Origin of the sequence: Mycobacterium simiae, assembly GCF_010727605.1 — a bacterium.
Classification (GTDB): Bacteria; Actinomycetota; Actinomycetes; order Mycobacteriales; family Mycobacteriaceae; genus Mycobacterium; species Mycobacterium simiae.
The window spans coordinates 3,482,404-3,499,772 of the sequence record NZ_AP022568.1; the positions used below are offsets into that span (position 1 = coordinate 3,482,404).

The window sequence follows — 17,369 nt, forward strand, 5'->3', positions numbered from 1 at the left end:
GAATCAATTCTGTCTCATGGCGAGGGTCAACCGGGCGTGGCTCGCCAACCTAGTATTGGAGACGCAATGCATGGAGACGAAAGCACGACCGGGCCCGCCGAGGAATCCGCCGTGGCAACCGTGACCGACTGGCCCGAAGAGTTGGCGGCGGTGCTGCGGGGTGCGGTCGACCTGGCCAGGGCGGCCGTCGTGGAGTTCAGCGGCCCGGACGCGGTGGGAGATTACCTGGGCGTCAGCTACGAGGACCCGAACACCGCGACGCACCGGTTCCTGGCGCACCTGCCCGGTTACAACGGGTGGCAGTGGGCCGCCGTCGTTGCCGCCTATCCCGGCGCCGAGCAGGCCACGATCAGCGAGGTAGTGCTGGTCCCCGGGCCGACGGCGTTGCTGGCGCCGGAGTGGGTGCCGTGGGAGCAGCGAGTGCGGCACGGCGATTTGAGTCCGGGCGACCTGCTGCCGCCGGCCGCTAACGACGAGCGGCTGGTGCCGGGCTACACCTCCAGCGGTGACCCCCAGGTCGATGAGACCGCGGCCGAAGTCGGACTGGGCCGGCGGTGGGTGATGGGTCTGTGGGGCCGGGCGGAGGCCGCCGAGCGATGGCATACCGGCGACTACGGTCCGGACTCGGCGATGGCGAGGTCGACCAAACGCGTATGCCGCGACTGCGGCTTCTTCCTGCCGCTGGCGGGATCGTTGGGTGCGATGTTCGGGGTGTGCGGCAACGAGCTGTCGGCCGACGGGCACGTGGTCGACAAGCACTACGGGTGCGGCGCACACTCCGACACGCCGGCTCCGGCCGGAAGCGGATCGCCGATGTACGAGCCGTACGACGACGGTGTCCTCGACATCATGGAGCCGCCCGCCGAACCGTCGGAGCCGGGCGAGGTGCGCGAGCCGGCGGTAGAGGCGTCCGAGGCCGCAGACCGGTCCGAGGAATCACCCGAGGCCACGCTTGTGCCGCCGGAGGCGTCCGGGTCGGAGCCCGGGGACACCTCCGAATCCATCACGGAGTCAACCGACTAGCCGTTTTGCGGTGGCGGCCCGCAGCCGGCACCATTAGTTCCGGTCCAGAAACGTCTCCAGGCCGGTCTGCGCGCCGCGTTCGCCACGGCGCGCTCCGGCGAGCTGTAGCAAGAAGATCGACGTGCCCACCACGCCGGTACCCAGCCCGGCCAGTGCCACCGGACGCCAATTCTCGAGCGAGGGAACAAGGAACGCGGCGACCGCGACGCTCAGCCAGCCCAAGGCGCCGACGATGATGAACGGCCATACCCGAAGCAGCGCGGGTGGCAGCGACGGCGGCTGCGGGCTCGGGCCGGATTCGGCGCTCATCGCGATCAATCTACCCAGGTGTCTGTGCGAGCCCGGCGCGGACGTCGCGGTCCCGGCCAATGCGTGATACGCCACCCTTCGACGTTTCTCAACCCGAATTCTTGCGTTCCGATGTAACCTCGCGCCATGCCTGACAGCGATGCGCGGCTGGCGGCCGATCTGTCACTGGCGGTCCTGCGGCTGGCGCGCCAACTGCGGTTTCGAAATCCATCCGCTCCGGTCTCGCTATCTCAGCTGTCGGCATTGACGACTTTGGCCAATGAGGGCGCGATGACGCCGGGCGCCTTGGCGATTCGCGAACGCGTCCGCCCGCCGTCAATGACCAGGGTGATCGCATCCCTGGCCGATGAAGGCTTCGTGGATCGCACGCCGCATCCCGTCGACGGTCGGCAGGTGCTGGTCTCGGTGTCCGAGGCCGGCGCCGAATTGGTCAAAGCGGCACGGCGCGCCCGGCAGGAGTGGTTGGCCGAACAACTCGCGACGCTGGACAGCGACAAGCGCGCCACCCTTCGCGAGGCGGCCGACCTGATGCTGGCGCTGGTCGACGAAAGCCCGTGAGCGCTGGCCTGGATGTCCAGGACGTCAACGATCCCGACGACCCACGGCTCGACGATTTCCGCGACCTGAACAGCATCGACCGGCGCCCCGATCTGCCGACGGGCAAGGGCCTGGTGATCGCCGAAGGGGTGCTGGTGGTGCAGCGCATGCTGGCCTCGCGGTTCACCCCGCATGCCTTCCTCGGCACCGATCGCCGGCTCGAGGAGCTCAAGGACGACCTGGTCCGCGCTGAGGGTCTGGCGGCGCCGTTCTACCGCACTTCCGCGGAGGTGATGGCGCGGGTGGTCGGGTTTCACCTCAATCGCGGGGTGCTGGGCGTCGCGCGGCGGGTGCCCGAACCGAGCGTTGCGCAGCTAGTCGAACACGCTCGGACCATTGCCGTGCTCGAAGGGGTCAACGACCACGAGAACCTGGGGTCGATCTTCCGCAACGCGGCGGGTCTGGGCGTGGACGCGGTGGTGTTCGGTAGCGGTTGCGCCGACCCGCTCTACCGCCGCGCGGTCCGAGTGTCGATGGGACACGCCCTGCTGGTGCCCTACGCACGCTCCGCCGACTGGCCTGCGGACCTCGTCAAGCTGCACGACCGCGGATTTTGGCTGCTGGCAATGACTCCGGACGGCAGCGCCCGCCCACTAGTGGAGGCGATGTCGGCCGCGCGCGAGGACCGCATCGCCGTCTTGGTGGGTGCCGAGGGGCCCGGGCTGACCCCGGCCACGCTGCGGTTGGCTGATGTGCGGGTGCGTATTCCGATGTCGCGGGGCACCGACTCGCTGAACGTCGCCACCGCCGCCGCACTGGCCTTCTACGAGCGGGCCGCCCGGTGACGATGTGGGCCGCGGCCCGGCCGGACCGCCGGGTTAGGCTCGCCGAGTGAGCGACAAACTCGGCCCACGGGTCCACTCCGTGCCCTGGGCAACGGGTTTGACGGTGGCGGGGTTCGTCGCCGCGGTGACCGGCGTGGCGATTGTGGTGCTGAGCCTCGGGTTGATCCGGGTGCATGTGCTGCTCGCGGTGGGGCTCAACGCGGTGGCGGCCGGGGGGCTGGCGCCGACGCTGTGGGGCTGGCGGCGCACGCCGGTGCTGCGCTGGTTCGTGCTGGGCGCGGCGGTCGGTGTGACGGTCGCGTGGGTGGCGCTGCTCGCGCGGACCCTGACCTGACTAGCGCTGTCCGCCCGAGCGCACGCCGAGCAGCACGTCCTCCCACGCCGGAATGACCGGCCTGCCGCGACGGCTGTGTACCGGCTGCTGCCGCTGCTGCGGTTCCTCCGGTGGCTGCTGCACTCGCTCCTTCGCCGGCTGCGCCGCAGCGGGCGCGGAGGGCTCGGTGAACTCGACGTGGGCCACGGGCGCGAGCGGCCGCAGCGGTCGCTCGAAGTCGGGGTCGATCAGCTCACTGGCCCCGTCGTCGATGGCGGTGACCGTGCCGCCGTGCGCGCCCGGAGTGAAGTGGAAGTGCGCGAGGTTGTCCGAACGGCCGACTTTGTACGCCAGTTGCACGGTCCACCGGTTGTCTTCGTTGCGCCATGCGTCCCAGCTGAGGCCGGTGGGGTCCAGGCCGCGGGTCACCATTGCGGCGCTGACGGTCTCCAGCAGCGTCATGACCGCGGGTCCGTCGGCGAGCATGGGATGCGCGGCGGTTGCCAGCTCGGCGGCGCGGAACCGTTCGAGCAGTACCGGGTGGGCGAAGCGACGCACCCGAGAGATGTCGGACCCGGAGGCGGCGGCAACCTGCTCGACCGAAGCGCCGGCGCGGATCTTGGCTTGAATCTCCTTGGGGCTCAGCATGTTGGTGACCTCGATATCGAGGTGCGGCTGCTCAGGCAGGGCCGATTCCTTTCCCAGCAGATCCCGGAGCCGGTCGTTGGCCGCCAGCTTGAATTGTTCCGCGGGATCATCACCTTGGCAGATGATGTATTTGCTGTCGGCGTCGAGCCCAACCACTTTGAGTTCCCGCATGGCTTCTCCTCGCAGGCTTTGCGCAGGTCAGCTTGAATTTCTCCGGACCCGTCACTCTGCCGCACTCTAGTCCAGCTAACGCCCACAACTGTGCTGACACGCTGGGCGGTTGCGCGTCGATGGCGGGCGAAACGCTAGAGACGCTCGACGACCCAGTCGACGCACTGGGTCAACGCGCTGATGTCGTCGGGGTCGACCGCCGGGAACATCGCGACCCGTAACTGGTTGCGGCCGAGTTTGCGGTACGGCTCGGTGTCGACGATGCCGTTCGCCCGCAAAGTCTTGGCCACGGCGGCCGCATCGACGTCGTCGACGAAATCGATGGTGCCCACCACCTGGGAGCGCAATGCCGGATCGGCGACGAACGGCGTGGTGTACGGCCGTTCCTGCGCCCACGAGTACAGCCGTTGCGACGAATCCGCCGTCCGCTTGACCGCCCAGTCCAGTCCGCCGTTGGCAAGCATCCAGTCGAGTTGCTCGGCCATCAGGGCCAGGGTGGCGATCGCGGGGGTGTTGTACGTCTGATCCTTGAGGCTGTTGTCGATCGCGATCGGCAGCGACAGGAAGTCCGGAACCCAGCGGCCCGACGCCGCGATGGCTTCGACCCGGGCCAGCGCGGCGGGGCTCATGATCGCCAGCCACAGGCCGCCGTCGCTGGCGAAGTTCTTCTGCGGTGAGAAGTAGTAGGCATCGGTGTCGGCGATGTCGACGGGCAGCCCACCGGCGCCCGAGGTCGCGTCGATGAGGACCAGAGCGTCACCCGACCCGGCCGGCCGACGGATCGGGACCGCCACCCCGGTCGACGTCTCGTTGTGTGCCCACGCGATCACGTCCACCGATGGGTCGGTCTGCGGTTCCGGCGCGCTGCCGGGGTCGGCCTTGACCACGACCGGGTCGCCGACGAACGGGTTGTTGGCGACCGCGGAGGCGAACTTCGAGCTGAACTCCCCGTAGGTCAGGTGCAGCGACCGCTTGTCGATGAGCCCGAAGGCAGCGGCGTCCCAGAACGCCGTCGCGCCGCCGTTGCCCAGAATGACCTCATAGCCGTCCGGCACCGAGAACAGCTCGGCCACCCCTTTGCGGACCCGGCCCACCAAGTTCTTGACCGGCGCCTGCCGGTGCGAGGTGCCGAACAGGGCCGCGGCGGTGGTGCTCAACGCCTGCAATTGTTCGGGCCGGACCTTGGACGGGCCGCAACCGAAGCGGCCGTCGCGCGGTTTGATGTCTGCGGGGATCTGGAGCTGGTCAGCCATGGTCATCAGGGTAGTGAGCGCACCTGGCAGGGCGATGCGGCGGCCTGTTTGTTCTCGCGCCGCAGGGGCTATCCACCTGCGAGTACTGCTCTTGCGGCGCACACAAATTGTGAGCTGGACCACATCACTGCGGTGACCCCCGGTCAGGCAACACTGAGCGCCAACACCCTAGCTAATTCCCGGTACCTGCGGTACCGTTTGGACATTGCACGTCCAGATGTAAACCTCGTTGGGGAGGCTGGGATATGGCTAGGACGCGAATGGTTCGACGTTGGCACCGCAAGATGGAGGTGCGCCACGACGCGGAGTACGTGAACATGCTCGCCACACTGTCTGAGGGGTCGGTGCGGCGAAACTTCAACCCGTACACCGATATCGATTGGGAATCGCCTGAGTTCGCCGTCACCGAGAACGATCCCCGGTGGATCCTCCCGGCAACCGATCCGTTGGGCCGCCACCCGTGGTATCAGGGCCAGTCGGAAGAGCGAAAGATCAAGATCGGAATGTGGCGGCAGGCCAACGTGGCCAAGGTCGGCCTGCACTTCGAGTCCATCCTGATCAGGGGACTGATGAACTACACGTTCTGGGTGCCCAACGGATCGCCGGAATACCGGTACTGCTTGCACGAATCGGTCGAAGAGTGCAACCACACCATGATGTTCCAAGAGATGGTCAATCGGATCGGCGCCGACGTGCCGGGCATGCCGCGGCTGCTCAAGTGGATATCGCCGCTGGTTCCACTGGTGGCCGGACCGCTGCCGGTGGCTTTCTTCATCGGAGTACTCGCGGGTGAGGAACCCATCGACCACACCCAGAAAAATGTGCTGCGGGAAGGCAAGTCGCTGCATCCGATCATGGAGCGGGTAATGGCGATCCACGTCGCCGAGGAGGCGCGGCACATCTCCTTCGCGCACGAGTTCTTGCGCCGGCGCCTACCGGAGTTGACCAAGCGACAGCGATTTTTCACCGCTTTGTACCTACCGCTGACCATGAAGGTGTTGTGCCGGGCAATCGTGGTGCCGCCCAAGCAGTTCTGGCGCGAATTCGACATTCCGCGCGAGGTCAAAAAGGAGCTCTTCTTCCGCTCGCCGGAGTCGCGCAAATGGCTTTCGGACATGTTCGGTGACGTGCGGATGCTGGCCTATGACACCGGCCTGATGGACAACTGGTCGGCACGGCTGATGTGGCGCCTGTGCAGGATCAACGGAAAGCCCTCGCGCTACCGCAGCGAGCCGCAACGGCAGCACCTGGCTGCCGTGCCGGCCGCCTGAGGACCGCGAGTTCCGCTATGCCGCACGTAATCACCCAGTCGTGCTGTAACGACGGGTCCTGTGTTTTCGCCTGCCCGGTGAACTGCATTCACCCGTCACCGGACGAGCCGGGCTTCGCCACGGCCGAAATGCTCCACATCGATCCGGACGCCTGCGTGGACTGTGGCGCCTGCGTGAGCGCGTGCCCGGTCGGCGCGATCGTGCCGGACAATCGGCTGGACGCCAAGCAATTGCCGTTCGTCGAAATCAATTCCGCGTTCTATCCGGAGCGGCCGGCCGCCGTGAAGCTGCCGCCGACCTCGAAGCTGGCGCCGGTGCTGCCGGCCCCCAAGGTGCACCTGCGCCACCGGCCGCTGACGGTGGCCATCGTCGGCTCCGGCCCGGCAGCGATGTATGCCGCCGACGAACTGCTGACCCAGCACGGCGTGCGTGTCAACGTCTTCGAAAAGCTGCCCACGCCATATGGTTTGGTGCGCGCGGGGGTCGCTCCCGACCACCAGAACACCAAAACGATCACTAAGCTGTTCGACCGGGTCTCCCGTCATCGCCACTTCAACTTCTATCTCAACGTCGAAGTCGGCAAGCACCTGAGCCATGCCGATCTGCTTGCCCACCACCACGCGGTGCTGTACGCGGTCGGTGCGCCCGACGACCGGCGGCTAGACATCGACGGCATGGGAATGCCGGGAACCGGTACCGCCACCGAGCTAGTCGCGTGGATCAACGGCCATCCCGAGTTTGCGCATCTGCCGGTCGATCTCAGCCACGAAAGAGTCGTGGTCGTCGGCAACGGCAACGTCGCCCTCGACGTCGCCCGGGTGCTCACCACTGACCCTGACGAGTTGGCCCGCACCGACATCTCCGATCGGGCGCTGGAAGTGTTCCGCAACTCCACGGTGCGCGAGGTCGTCGTCGCCGCTCGGCGCGGCCCGGCGTACTCGGCATTCACGCTTCCCGAATTAATCGGTCTCACAACAACATCCGAGGTCGTGCTGGACCCCGGCGATCACGCCCTGGTGGCCCGTGACCTCGCGACAACCACGGACACGCTGACCCGCAACAAGCTGGAGATCTTGACCAAGCTCGGCGACAGCTCGGCTGGCGGGGCCCGACCGCGGATCCGGCTGGCCTATCACCTCACACCCCGGCAGGTGCTGGGCGAGCGGCGCGCCACCGGCGTGGAGTTCACCGTGACCGGCACCGACGAGCTTCGTTCCATCGACGCCGGCCTGGTGCTCACGTCGATTGGGTACCGCGGCAAGAAGATTCGCGACCTGCCCTTCGACGAAAATGCCGCCGTCGTCCCGAACGAAAACGGCCGCGTCGTCAACCCCGAGTCCGGTCGGCCGGTTCCCGGGGCTTACGTCGCCGGGTGGATCAAGCGCGGGCCGACCGGATTCATCGGCACCAACAAGTCGTGCTCGTTGCAGACCGTGCAGGCGCTCGTCGCCGATTTCAACGCTGGAGCACTGACCGATCCACCGGGTAAGCAGGCAGCCCTGGACGAGTTGGTGCGCAGCCGGCAGCCCGACGTCGTCGACTCCGCGGGGTGGGGTGCCATCGACGCCGCGGAGATCGCGCGCGGCGGCGACGAAGGACGGCCGCGCAACAAGTTCACCGATATCGCCGACATGCTCGCGGCCGCGGCGAGCGCGCAGCCGGCGCCGCGACGCCGGCTGCTGGCGCGTCTGCTCGGCTAGCCGCTGGCCTGCGCGGCCATCGCGGACTGGATCTCCTCGATGCTGACCTCGCGTATCGGCTGCCCCAACGACCACTGGTGCCCGAACGGGTCCGCGACCATGCCGTAGCGGTCCCCCCAGAACTGGTCGGCCAACGGGGTCACCACGGTGGCGCCCGCGTCCACGGCCCGCTGGAACTTGGCCTCGACATCGGTGACCGTCAAGTGGATCGTCACCGGGGTGCCCCCCAACGACGTCGGCGTCATCGACTTGCCGCCACACATCTCCGGGAAGTCGTCGTTGAGCATCACCAGGAAACCGTTGATACGCACCGCGGCGTGCACCAGCTTGCCGTCCGGGCGCGGCACCCGCCCGATCTCCTCGGCTCCAAAGGCCTTGACGTAGAAGTCGATCGCGGCGGCCGCGTCACCGACCACCAGATGTGGGGACAAAGCAGGTTCGACGTTGATGGCCATGGGGATCTCCTTGCTGTCGGTGTCCGTGACCAGTCCCGACGACTGGCCCACTGTTACTGACTGCACTCGCGACACAAACTCATCGTGGCGAAACCCCATTCAAACTCCGGGCGCCGACAAAAGTCAGGCGTGGCTGAGAATCCGGTCCCAACCCTCGACCGATTCGGGCCTGCGTGGGCCTGGGCCTACGTAGATCGCCGACGGGCGCACCAGCTTGCCCAGCCGCTTCTGCTCGAGGATGTGGGCGCACCACCCCGCGGTGCGTCCACAGGTGAACATCGCCGGCATCATATTCGCCGGTACCTGGGCGAAGTCGAGGATCACCGCGGCCCAGAACTCGACGTTCGTCTCGATGGCTCGATCCGGGCGACGCTCGCGCAGCTCGGCCAGGGCGGCCTGCTCCAACGCGACCGCGACCTCGTGGCGCGGTGCGCGCAGTCGCTCGGCGGTCGCACGTAAGACCCGGGCCCGCGGATCCTCCGCCCGGTAGACGCGGTGCCCGAACCCCATCAACTTGTCGCCGCTGTCCAGGATCTTCTTCACCAGGCCCCGCGCATCGCCGGTGCGCTCCACCTCTTCGAGCATGGGCAGTACGCGGGCCGGCGCGCCGCCGTGCAGCGGCCCACTCATCGCCCCGATCGCCCCGGACAGTGAAGCGGCGACGTCGGCGCCGGTCGATGCGATGACCCGCGCGGTGAAGGTCGAGGCGTTCATGCCGTGTTCGGCGGCCGACACCCAGTAGGCGTCGATGGCCTCGATATGCCGAGGGTCGGGTTCACCTTGCCAACGGGTCATGAAACGTGCTGTCACCGTTCGACATTCGTCGATCACCCGTTGCGGAACGGCCGGCTGATAGATGCCGCGAGCGGACTGCGCAACGTACGACAGCGCCATCACCGAGGCACGGGCCAGCTGGTCGCGGGCGGTGCCTTCGTCGGTGTCGAGCAGCGGCTGGTAACCCCAGATGGGGGCCAGCATGGCCAGGCCCGCCTGCACGTCGACGCGCACATCGCCGGTGTGAATCGGCAGTGGGAATGGCTCGGCGGGCGGCAAACCGTGGCCGAATCTACCGTCGACCAATAGCGCCCAGACATCACCGAAGGTGACCTGTTGATTCACCAGGTCTTCGATGTCCACCCCGCGGTACCGCAGGGCGCCACCGTCTTTATCCGGCTCCGCGATCTCGGTGGTGAATGCGACCACACCTTCGAGGCCGGGGACGAAATCTTGCGGGACCACAGTCATAGCAAAATTCTCGCACTCCGCCTCCGGGCCGATGCTACCGGCCGGTAGCAAGCGCCGGTAGCGTTGTCCCGGTGGCAGGCCCAGACCCCGTAACCGACCAGGATCACTTGCAGCGGATGCGCGTCGAGTACGGCTCGGCAGAACGGGACGGTAGTTCGGATCTCGACGCTTCGTGGCTCGACAACGGATGGCTTGCGTTGTTGCGCACCTGGATTGACGACGCCGAGCGGTTCGGCGTCGCCGAACCCAACGCCATGGTGCTAGCAACCGTCGCCGGCGGCCGGCCGGTCAGCCGCACCGTGCTGTGCAAGAGCGTCGACGATGCTGGGATCACCTTCTTCACCAACTACGATTCGGCCAAAGGCCTGGAACTGGCGCGCACGCCGTATGCATCGGCGACCTTCCCCTGGTATCTGCTGGGCCGGCAGGTGCACATTCGCGGCGCGGTGACCAAGGTTGACCGCAAGGCCACCGAGGATTACTGGTCCAAGCGGCCGCGCGGCTCGCAGCTGGGAGCGTGGGCGTCACACCAGTCGCAACCGATCGCGTCGCGGGCGGCGCTGGTCGAGCAGCTCGCCGAGGTGACCAACCGCTTCGCCGACTCCGAACAGGTCCCGGTGCCGCCGAACTGGGGCGGATATCTGATCGCGCCCGACGTGGTCGAATTCTGGCAGGGGCGGGAAAATCGGTTGCACAACCGGATTCGGGTCGTCGGCGGGAACGTCGAGCGTCTTCAGCCCTAGCCCATACCGCCTCCGGAGTGATAATCGCCTCACTGCCGCACCCGCAATCGCCGATTACCCGGGGTGCCACGACCATCAACACCGCACGATAACGCCGGGTTTACCCGGCGGTGAGCCGCCGACTCAATAGAGGCGACCCCGGGCGGGCGCGCCGCCGCGATAACGACTACCTTCAGCTATACGCACCTAGTCAGGGGCAGCCATACCAGCCAGAGCGCAAAGGGGTTCTCGTGGCCGACAGCGACGACACCGCAAGTTTGAAGTACCCGGGCGGTGAGATCGACCTGCAGATCGTCAACGCCACCGAAGGAGCCGACGGTATTGCTCTCGGCCCGCTGTTGTCGAAGACCGGCTACACGACCTTCGACAACGGATTCGTGAACACGGCCGCGTGCAAGAGCTCGATCACCTACATCGACGGCGACGCGGGGATCCTGCGTTACCGCGGGTATCCGATTGACCAGCTCGCCGAGAAGTCAACCTTCATCGAGGTCTCGTATCTGCTGATCTACGGCGAGCTGCCGACCAGCGAACAATTGGCCGACTTCACCAAGCGCATCCAGCTGCACACGATGCTGCACGAGGATCTGAAGCGGTTCTTCGACGGCTTTCCGCGCAACGCACACCCGATGCCGGTGCTGTCTAGCGCCGTCAACGCGCTGTCCGCGTACTACCCGGATTCGCTCGACCCGATGGACAGCGAGGACGTGGAGCTGTCGACGATCCGGCTGCTGGCCAAGCTGCCGACGATCGCCGCGTACGCCTACAAGAAGTCCGTCGGGCAGCCGTTCCTCTACCCCGACAACTCGCTGTCGCTGGTCGAAAACTTCCTGCGGATGACATTCGGGCTGCCCGCCGAGCCGTATCAGGCTGACCCCGAGGTGGTGCGGGCCCTGGACATGTTGCTGATCCTGCACGCCGACCACGAGCAGAACTGCTCAACGTCGACGGTTCGGCTGGTGGGCTCCTCCCAGGCCAACCTGTTCACCTCGATCTCCGGTGGCATCAACGCGCTGTGGGGGCCGCTGCACGGTGGCGCCAACCAGGCGGTGCTCGAGATGCTCTCCCAGATCCGCGAAAGCGGCGACGACGTCAGCGAGTTCGTCCGCAAGGTGAAGAACCGGGAAGAGGGCGTCAAACTGATGGGCTTCGGCCACCGGGTCTACAAGAACTACGACCCACGTGCCCGGATCGTCAAGGAGCAGGCCGACAAGATTCTGGCCAAGCTGGGTGGCGACCCGCTGCTGGACATCGCCAAGCAGCTCGAAGAGGCCGCGCTGACCGATGACTACTTCATCGAGCGCAAGCTGTACCCGAACGTCGATTTCTACACCGGGCTGATCTACCGGGCGCTGGGCTTCCCGGTGCGGATGTTCACGGTGCTGTTCGCGCTGGGCCGACTGCCCGGCTGGATCGCACACTGGCGTGAGATGCACGACGAGGGCGACAGCAAGATCGGCCGTCCGCGCCAGATCTACACCGGCTACAACGAACGCGACTACGTCGGTATCGACGGGCGGTAGCGCGCCTACCCGAGCGCGGCCAGCACTGCCATTGCGGCGTTGTGTCCGCCGATGCCTGACACGCCGCCACCGCGGCGAGTGCCTGCGCCGCACAACATGATTCGCTGATGGGCGGTGGCCACGCCCCACCGCCGGGCCGCGGTGTCCAGCGCATCGGTTTCGTCGGCGAACGGCCAGGACAACGCGCCGTGAAAGATGTTGCCGCCCGTCATCGCCAGCGAGCGCTCCAGGTCTTCGGTGGTCGTTGTCTCGATGCACGGCCGGCCGTGCGCGTCGTTGGTCAACACGTCCTGAATCGGTTCGGCCAGAACAGAATTCAGCGATGCCAGTACCGCCTCGGTGAGCTGGTCGCCGGATATCGGTGGGTCGGCGGTGAGCAGCGAGTGGGGTGTGTGCAGGCTGAACACCGTCATCGTCTGGGCGCCCGATGCCCGCAGGCCATCCGACAGGATGCTCGGGTCGGTCAGCGAATGGCAATACGCCTCGCACGGCAACGGATTTGGTAGTTCCGCGGCGTCGGCTCGCGCGTAGGCCGCGTCCAGTTGTCGCCACGTCTCGTTGACGTGAAAAGTCCCGGCGAAGGCCTGCCCGGGGCGCACCCCCGGGTCGCGCAGCCGGGGCAGGCGCCGTAGCACCATGTTCACCTTCACCTGGGCTCCCGGGGCCAGCGGCGGCGGTGTTTCGCCGAGAAGTCCGGCCAGGACCGCCGGTGTCACGCCGGCCAGTACGAACCGGGCGCGCAGCCGCTGTTCTTCGTCGTCGCGCCGGAAGCACACCAAGCCGTCCGGCTGAATGTGGAAAACCTCTGCGCCAGTGGTTATTTCGGCCCCGTGGCGCACCGCCGCCGCGGCCAGGGCGGCGGTCACCGCACCCATTCCGCCGATCGGGACGTCCCAATCACCGCCGATCAAGTGATACAGGAAGCAGATGTTCTGCCGCAGCGAAGGCTCGTCGAGACGGGCGAAGGTGCCGATCAGCGCATCGGTGGCGATCACCCCTCGGACCAGGTCGTCGTGCACCGCGTCGGCGATGGCATGCCCGATCGGTTCCTCGATCATCGCCTGCCACGCCGCGGCCGCCTCGGGCTCGTTGGCGTCCAGGACGAGTCGGCGCGCGTGCTCGCGAGTGCGCAACGGTTCCAGCAGCGTCGGCCAGAGCCGTTCGGTCACCAGCCGGCAACGCCGGTAGAACGCTGGGAACCGGTCTTTGTCGGCCGCGGCCCCGATCGCGCCGAACGAACTGTCGTGCGGTCCGATCACCAGACCGGTGCGACCGCCGTTCGCGGGGTTGGGGGTATACGACGAAAACCGCCGCGGGGCCAGCCGTATCGCGGCGCCCAAATCCGCGACGATGCGGGTCGGCAGCAGGCTGACCAGGTAGGAGTACCGCGAGACCCGGGCGTCGACCCCCGCGAAGGCCTGCGCGGAGACTGCAGCGCCTCCGACCTGGCCCAGCCGTTCCAGCAGCCGCACACGCAGGCCGGCGCGGGCCAGGTAGCCGGCCGCGACCAGGCCGTTGTGGCCGCCACCCACGACAACTGCGTCACAGTCGGCCGCGTCATCGAGGGGCATCGCTAATTCAGGTAGCCCTCGACCTGATCGCCGGGACGCACCGAGGCCTCTCGCGGGTCACCACCGGTTTCGCGCAGTGCACGCCGCTGCCGCAGCAGATCCCAACACTGGTCGAGTTCGACCTCGACCCGCCGCAGCCGATCGTTTTCCTCGGACTCGCTGATGTCGCGGTGCTGCAGCTGCGCCCGTAGCTCCTTTTCCTCGGCGACCAGGGAGCGAATGCGCGCGAGGGTATCGCTATCGGTCGGTTGAGTGCCATCGCTCATCGCTCCAGTGTGCCCGATGCACGGGTTCGCACCCGGGGCCGGGCTATCGGGCAATCGAGATTTGTCGGTCGACGACGACTGCGTCAGCAGGGGGCGGGCAGTCGCAGCAGTAGCCGGGCACCGCCCAGCGGGCTGTCCGCTAGCGAGGCCGTGCCGCCGTGCAGGTTGGCTTGCTGGGCGACCAGCGCCAGACCCAGCCCCGACCCGGAGTGCGATGCCGTCGACCCGCGGGAGAACCGCTCGAACACCACGTGGCGTTCACTCTCGGGCACTCCGCTGCCGTTGTCGTCGATGGCGATCTCCACTCCGGCGCGCGAACTGACCGCCGAGAGCTGGACACGGGTGGCGCCGCCGTGCTTGACGGCGTTGGCGATCGCGTTGTCTACGGCCAGGCGCAGCCCGGCCGGCAAGCCGACGATGATGCAGGTGGGGGAGGGGACCAGCGACACTTCCAGCCCGGGATAGATCCGCATCGCATCGTGGGCGGCGCGATCCAGCAGCTCGGTGATGTCGACGGGCACATGGTCGTCGGCGGTGGACAGCTCGCCTTGCGCCAACCGTTCCAGTGCGGTCAGCGTGGCCTCGATCCGGGACTGGGTGCGGATGACGTCGTTGAGCACCTCTTTGCGCTGATCATCCGGGAGGTCCAAGGTCGACAGCACCTCGAGGTTGGTGCGCATCGCGGTCAGTGGGGTGCGCAGCTCGTGTGAGGACACGGCGGCGAAGTCGCGGGCCGAGGACAGCGCCTCCTTGGTTCGGTTCTGCTCATCCCAGATGCGCTGCAACATGCCGCGCATGGCCTCGGCGATTTCGACGGCCTCGGTGGCGCCGTGCACCTCCACCCGCGGTGCCTCGTCACCGGTATCGATCAATCGGGTCTGCTGGGCCAGCTGTTTGAACGGGCGCACCGCGAAAGAGGCCAGCAGCCAGGCGAAAACCGTCGACGCGAAGATGGCGAACCCACAGATCAGCAGCACCCGGCGATGCAGGTTGTTGGTCTCGGCGAGGGTGGCGTCGTAGGTCGCGCCCACCGCCAGCGAGGTCGGCTCCGGTCCCGGGATCTCCACGGTGCGCACCCGGTAGCGCACGCCATGGACATAGGTGTCGGCGTAGTCGACGTCCAGCTGGGGGAGCGTCACGTCGGAATTCGACTTGACCAGGCTGCCGCGCCGAATCGTCATGATGGCGTCGCGGTCGTTGGGCGAACGCGGAATCTCCTCGAGGCCGCGGGGCAAAAACGGCAGCGCGAATCCGGCGGCCTCATCGAGCCGGCGGTCCAGCCGTTCCTTGCGGTCGTTGGTGATGCCGACCCAGACGACCGCGCCGACGATGAGCACCGGAATCGCCGCGCCGATGGCTGTCGCAAGTACCACCCGGGTCCGCAGCGAGGGTGTACGGGCCGAGATCCGCGACAGGAATTTCATGGTGGTGGCCGCACCTACTGCATGCGCAGCACGAACCCCACGCCGCGGACGGTGTGCAGCAGTCTGGGGCCGCCGTTGGCCTCCAGCTTGCGGCGCAGGTAGCCAATGAAGACGTCGACCACGTTGGTGTCGGCGGCGAAGTCGTACCCCCACACCAGCTCCAGCAGCTGTGCACGGGACAGCACGGCGGTCTTGTGCTCGGCCAGCACCGCCAGCAGGTCGAACTCGCGCTTGGTCAGGTCAACGTCGACGCCGTTGACGCGGGCGCGCCGGCCGGGAATGTCCACTTCGAGCGGCCCGACCGTGATGGTCTCCGAGGAAGACGTCGCGGTGGAACCGCGACGGCGCAACAGCGCCTTGACCCGCGCGACCAGCTCGGCCAACACGAAGGGTTTGACCAAGTAGTCGTCGGCGCCAGCCTCCAGCCCGGCCACCCGGTCGTCGACCGAGCTGCGCGCCGACAGCACGCAGACCGGCACGTCGTTGTCCATCGCCCGCAGTGCCGTGACGACGCTGACACCGTCCAGCACGGGCATGTTGATATCGAGCACGATCGCGTCCGGCCGGGTCTCGGTGGCGCTGCGCAAGGCTTCGGCGCCGTCGACCGCGGTCGATACCTCGAACCCGGACAGGCGCAGCCCGCGTTCCAGGGAGGCGAGCACGTCGGAGTCGTCGTCAACGACCAAAACCCGAGGTGAGGTGACACCAGAGTCCATGTCGCCCATTTTGCCGGATTGTTGGCGTCGGCTGCGGGATGCCGACCGGGTCGGCGCGGTCAGGCCGCCGGTGACCTCGGCAAGCCGGCACCATCGACTCTCAGGGCAGCGTCGGGGCGTCGGACGCAAAGCCCGCCCATCATCGTGGAGCCAACCGGGACCGAGGCGTTGAGATCAGCCGTTAACGGCTGCTCAGGCCGCTCAACTGCAGCGCCAGTTGCCGGCGCACCGCGGGCAGCCGTGCGGCCAGGCGCATCCCCGCGTTACGGACCGGACGTAACGGCCGCGGCAGTGTCGAGACGCGGGTGAGCCGACCGGTGAGCCGCAAAACCTGTTCGGCTCGGTCCCGCTGGAGCGAGCAATAGCGGTCCAAGGCGGTGCCGGATCCTCGTGTCACGGCCTCCGAAACGGCTGTCGCCAGACAGATCCCGTCGATGATTCCGAGGTTCATGCCCTGGCCGCCGGCGGGGCTGTGCACGTGGGCGGCGTCGCCGGCGAGCAGCACGCGGCCGCTTCGATAGCTGTCCGCGACGCGGTGGTGAATGCGGAATCGAGTTCCCCAGAGCAGCTCGGTGACCACTGTGGCGCCCGGGCCGAACCCCCGGGTGTCCAACAGTGACTGGACGAACTCGAGCGACGGCACTTGCGGTGCTTCCGCCGTCGGCGCGACGACGCGAAAGATGTTGCCCGGCAATGGCGCCAGCACCGTCAAGCCGTCCCTGGCGTAGAACAGGACCACTTCGTCGCGGGGCGCGTCGCCGGCGAGCCGCACATCAGCCAGCGTGAAGGATTCGCCGAATTCGCCGCCCCTGAAGCCGATCCCGGCCTGACCGCGGACGGTGCTGTGCATGCCGTCGGCCCCGACGAGGTAGCCGGCCCGAATGTGGTCGCCGTCGGCGAAGGCGGCCGTTACGCCGTCGGCATCCTGAGCGAAGTGACTCAGGACCTTCGGCCGGATCACCGCACCGCCCAGTTCGTGCAGTCGCTCCAGCAGTAGCCGCTCGGTCTCGGCCTGCGACAGCATCAGGGTGTAGGGATGATCGGTCGGCAGTCCGCCGAAGTCGACCGGAATCAGGATCTGCCGGCCCTGCCTGATGGTGAAGCGCGGTGCGATCAACCCGGCTTTCACCATGCGTCGAGACACGTCGAGATGTTCGAGTGCCTCCAGTGTGCGTGCGTTGACGGCGGCGGCTCGCGAGGTGTTCGCACCCTCGGCCTGCTTGTCGACCACGACCGCGCGCAGGCCGCGGTCGATCAGCGACGCCGCGAGGGTCAGGCCGGTGGGCCCGGCACCTATCACCAGGACGTCGGTGTCGTTCATGGTTCGGCTCCTCTCTCGGAGTTCCGTGTATTAGT

18 protein-coding genes are annotated in these 17,369 nt (G+C 67.4%); 8 read left to right on the plus strand and 10 right to left on the minus strand.

The annotated features are described in order from the left end of the window. The first annotated feature begins 66 nt into the window (after positions 1-66). Positions 67-1,023: a DUF3027 domain-containing protein gene (locus G6N33_RS16380; protein WP_101528087.1), complete on the plus strand. Its 957-nt coding sequence runs from the start codon at positions 67-69 to the stop codon at positions 1,021-1,023. Positions 1,024-1,056: 33 nt separating this feature from the next. Here G6N33_RS16380 and G6N33_RS16385 read toward each other — a convergent pair whose 3' ends face one another. Continuing rightward, a complete protein-coding gene (locus tag G6N33_RS16385) occupies positions 1,057-1,332 on the minus strand; it encodes a DUF2530 domain-containing protein (protein ID WP_044508308.1) in 276 nt (91 codons plus the stop codon). 126 nt (positions 1,333-1,458) lie between these two features. On the opposite strand from G6N33_RS16385, the gene G6N33_RS16390 reads away from it, so the two are divergent. From G6N33_RS16390 to G6N33_RS16400, 3 genes are read left to right on the plus strand one after another with little or no spacing between them, the layout of a single operon-like run. Then, positions 1,459-1,890 (plus strand): Rv0880 family HTH-type transcriptional regulator, encoded by a 432-nt coding sequence (locus G6N33_RS16390; RefSeq protein WP_044508307.1) that lies wholly within the window; start codon positions 1,459-1,461, stop codon positions 1,888-1,890. Then, positions 1,887-2,714, plus strand: a complete 828-nt coding sequence (locus tag G6N33_RS16395) for a TrmH family RNA methyltransferase (RefSeq protein ID WP_044508306.1) — start codon at positions 1,887-1,889, stop codon at positions 2,712-2,714. Before G6N33_RS16390 ends, G6N33_RS16395 begins: the two co-directional genes overlap by 4 nt. Positions 2,715-2,760: 46 nt before the next feature. Next, positions 2,761-3,048 (plus strand): DUF2537 domain-containing protein, encoded by a 288-nt coding sequence (locus tag G6N33_RS16400; RefSeq protein WP_044508305.1) that lies wholly within the window; start codon positions 2,761-2,763, stop codon positions 3,046-3,048. On the opposite strand, the gene sepH is transcribed toward G6N33_RS16400, so the two are convergent. Together sepH and serC are read right to left on the minus strand one after the other, a co-directional pair. After that, positions 3,049-3,846 carry a septation protein SepH gene (sepH, locus tag G6N33_RS16405; RefSeq protein ID WP_044508304.1) on the minus strand — a complete coding sequence of 266 codons (798 nt, stop codon included), beginning with the start codon at positions 3,844-3,846 and terminating at the stop codon, positions 3,049-3,051. It abuts the gene before it with no gap. 134 nt (positions 3,847-3,980) lie between these two features. Next, complete coding sequence (serC, locus tag G6N33_RS16410; RefSeq protein WP_408632731.1) at positions 3,981-5,105, minus strand: phosphoserine transaminase; 1,125 nt, start codon at positions 5,103-5,105, stop codon at positions 3,981-3,983. Between the two features lie 239 nt (positions 5,106-5,344). Here serC and G6N33_RS16415 point away from each other — a divergent pair, with 239 nt between their 5' ends. Beyond that, complete coding sequence (locus G6N33_RS16415; protein WP_044508303.1) at positions 5,345-6,370, plus strand: AurF N-oxygenase family protein; 1,026 nt, start codon at positions 5,345-5,347, stop codon at positions 6,368-6,370. Positions 6,371-6,387: 17 nt separating this feature from the next. Continuing rightward, positions 6,388-8,070 carry an FAD-dependent oxidoreductase gene (locus G6N33_RS16420; protein ID WP_044508302.1) on the plus strand — a complete coding sequence of 561 codons (1,683 nt, stop codon included), beginning with the start codon at positions 6,388-6,390 and terminating at the stop codon, positions 8,068-8,070. Here G6N33_RS16420 and G6N33_RS16425 read toward each other — a convergent pair. After that, positions 8,067-8,525, minus strand: a complete 459-nt coding sequence (locus G6N33_RS16425; protein WP_044512385.1) for a VOC family protein — start codon at positions 8,523-8,525, stop codon at positions 8,067-8,069. The genes G6N33_RS16420 and G6N33_RS16425 overlap by 4 nt on opposite strands. A gap of 123 nt (positions 8,526-8,648) precedes the next feature. Then, on the minus strand, positions 8,649-9,770 hold the full coding sequence (locus G6N33_RS16430; protein ID WP_044508301.1) for a citrate synthase 2: 1,122 nt from the start codon (positions 9,768-9,770) through the stop codon (positions 8,649-8,651). Between the two features lie 116 nt (positions 9,771-9,886). On the opposite strand from G6N33_RS16430, the gene pdxH reads away from it, so the two are divergent. Beyond that, entirely contained in the window at positions 9,887-10,513 is a 627-nt protein-coding gene (pdxH, locus tag G6N33_RS16435; RefSeq protein WP_044508300.1) for a pyridoxamine 5'-phosphate oxidase, read from the plus strand. A 230-nt stretch (positions 10,514-10,743) separates the two neighbouring features. Further along, on the plus strand, positions 10,744-12,036 hold the full coding sequence (locus tag G6N33_RS16440) for a citrate synthase (protein ID WP_044508299.1): 1,293 nt from the start codon (positions 10,744-10,746) through the stop codon (positions 12,034-12,036). A gap of 5 nt (positions 12,037-12,041) precedes the next feature. Here G6N33_RS16440 and G6N33_RS16445 read toward each other — a convergent pair whose 3' ends face one another. The 5 genes from G6N33_RS16445 to G6N33_RS16465 form a co-directional block, all read right to left on the minus strand. Next, positions 12,042-13,607 (minus strand): phytoene desaturase family protein, encoded by a 1,566-nt coding sequence (locus tag G6N33_RS16445; protein ID WP_044508298.1) that lies wholly within the window; start codon positions 13,605-13,607, stop codon positions 12,042-12,044. Between the two features lie 2 nt (positions 13,608-13,609). Beyond that, positions 13,610-13,873, minus strand: coding sequence for a DUF2630 family protein (locus tag G6N33_RS16450; protein ID WP_044508297.1), 264 nt, complete (start codon positions 13,871-13,873; stop codon positions 13,610-13,612). 83 nt (positions 13,874-13,956) lie between these two features. Next, positions 13,957-15,297: a sensor histidine kinase gene (locus tag G6N33_RS16455; protein ID WP_061557015.1), complete on the minus strand. Its 1,341-nt coding sequence runs from the start codon at positions 15,295-15,297 to the stop codon at positions 13,957-13,959. Positions 15,298-15,311: 14 nt separating this feature from the next. Next, on the minus strand, positions 15,312-16,022 hold the full coding sequence (gene prrA / locus G6N33_RS16460) for a two-component system response regulator PrrA (protein ID WP_101528088.1): 711 nt from the start codon (positions 16,020-16,022) through the stop codon (positions 15,312-15,314). A 172-nt stretch (positions 16,023-16,194) separates the two neighbouring features. After that, a complete protein-coding gene (locus tag G6N33_RS16465) occupies positions 16,195-17,334 on the minus strand; it encodes an FAD-dependent oxidoreductase (protein WP_044508295.1) in 1,140 nt (379 codons plus the stop codon). Positions 17,335-17,369 lie beyond the last annotated feature (35 nt).

Excerpts from the sequence above, each read along its gene's own strand:
- G6N33_RS16380 (WP_101528087.1), top strand. The coding sequence starts at position 67 with ATGCATGGAGACGAAAGCACGACCGGGCCCGCCGAGGAATCCGCCGTG.
- G6N33_RS16445 (WP_044508298.1), bottom strand. The coding sequence starts at position 13,607 with ATGCCCCTCGATGACGCGGCCGACTGTGACGCAGTTGTCGTGGGTGGC.
- G6N33_RS16455 (WP_061557015.1), bottom strand. The coding sequence starts at position 15,297 with ATGAAATTCCTGTCGCGGATCTCGGCCCGTACACCCTCGCTGCGGACC.
- sepH (WP_044508304.1), bottom strand. The coding sequence starts at position 3,846 with ATGCGGGAACTCAAAGTGGTTGGGCTCGACGCCGACAGCAAATACATC.
- prrA (WP_101528088.1), bottom strand. The coding sequence starts at position 16,022 with ATGGGCGACATGGACTCTGGTGTCACCTCACCTCGGGTTTTGGTCGTT.
- G6N33_RS16430 (WP_044508301.1), bottom strand. The coding sequence starts at position 9,770 with ATGACTGTGGTCCCGCAAGATTTCGTCCCCGGCCTCGAAGGTGTGGTC.
- G6N33_RS16465 (WP_044508295.1), bottom strand. The coding sequence starts at position 17,334 with ATGAACGACACCGACGTCCTGGTGATAGGTGCCGGGCCCACCGGCCTG.
- G6N33_RS16420 (WP_044508302.1), top strand. The coding sequence starts at position 6,388 with ATGCCGCACGTAATCACCCAGTCGTGCTGTAACGACGGGTCCTGTGTT.
- G6N33_RS16385 (WP_044508308.1), bottom strand. The coding sequence starts at position 1,332 with ATGAGCGCCGAATCCGGCCCGAGCCCGCAGCCGCCGTCGCTGCCACCC.
- G6N33_RS16390 (WP_044508307.1), top strand. The coding sequence starts at position 1,459 with ATGCCTGACAGCGATGCGCGGCTGGCGGCCGATCTGTCACTGGCGGTC.
- serC (WP_408632731.1), bottom strand. The coding sequence starts at position 5,105 with ATGACCATGGCTGACCAGCTCCAGATCCCCGCAGACATCAAACCGCGC.
- G6N33_RS16425 (WP_044512385.1), bottom strand. The coding sequence starts at position 8,525 with ATGGCCATCAACGTCGAACCTGCTTTGTCCCCACATCTGGTGGTCGGT.
- G6N33_RS16450 (WP_044508297.1), bottom strand. The coding sequence starts at position 13,873 with ATGAGCGATGGCACTCAACCGACCGATAGCGATACCCTCGCGCGCATT.
- G6N33_RS16415 (WP_044508303.1), top strand. The coding sequence starts at position 5,345 with ATGGCTAGGACGCGAATGGTTCGACGTTGGCACCGCAAGATGGAGGTG.
- pdxH (WP_044508300.1), top strand. The coding sequence starts at position 9,887 with ATGCGCGTCGAGTACGGCTCGGCAGAACGGGACGGTAGTTCGGATCTC.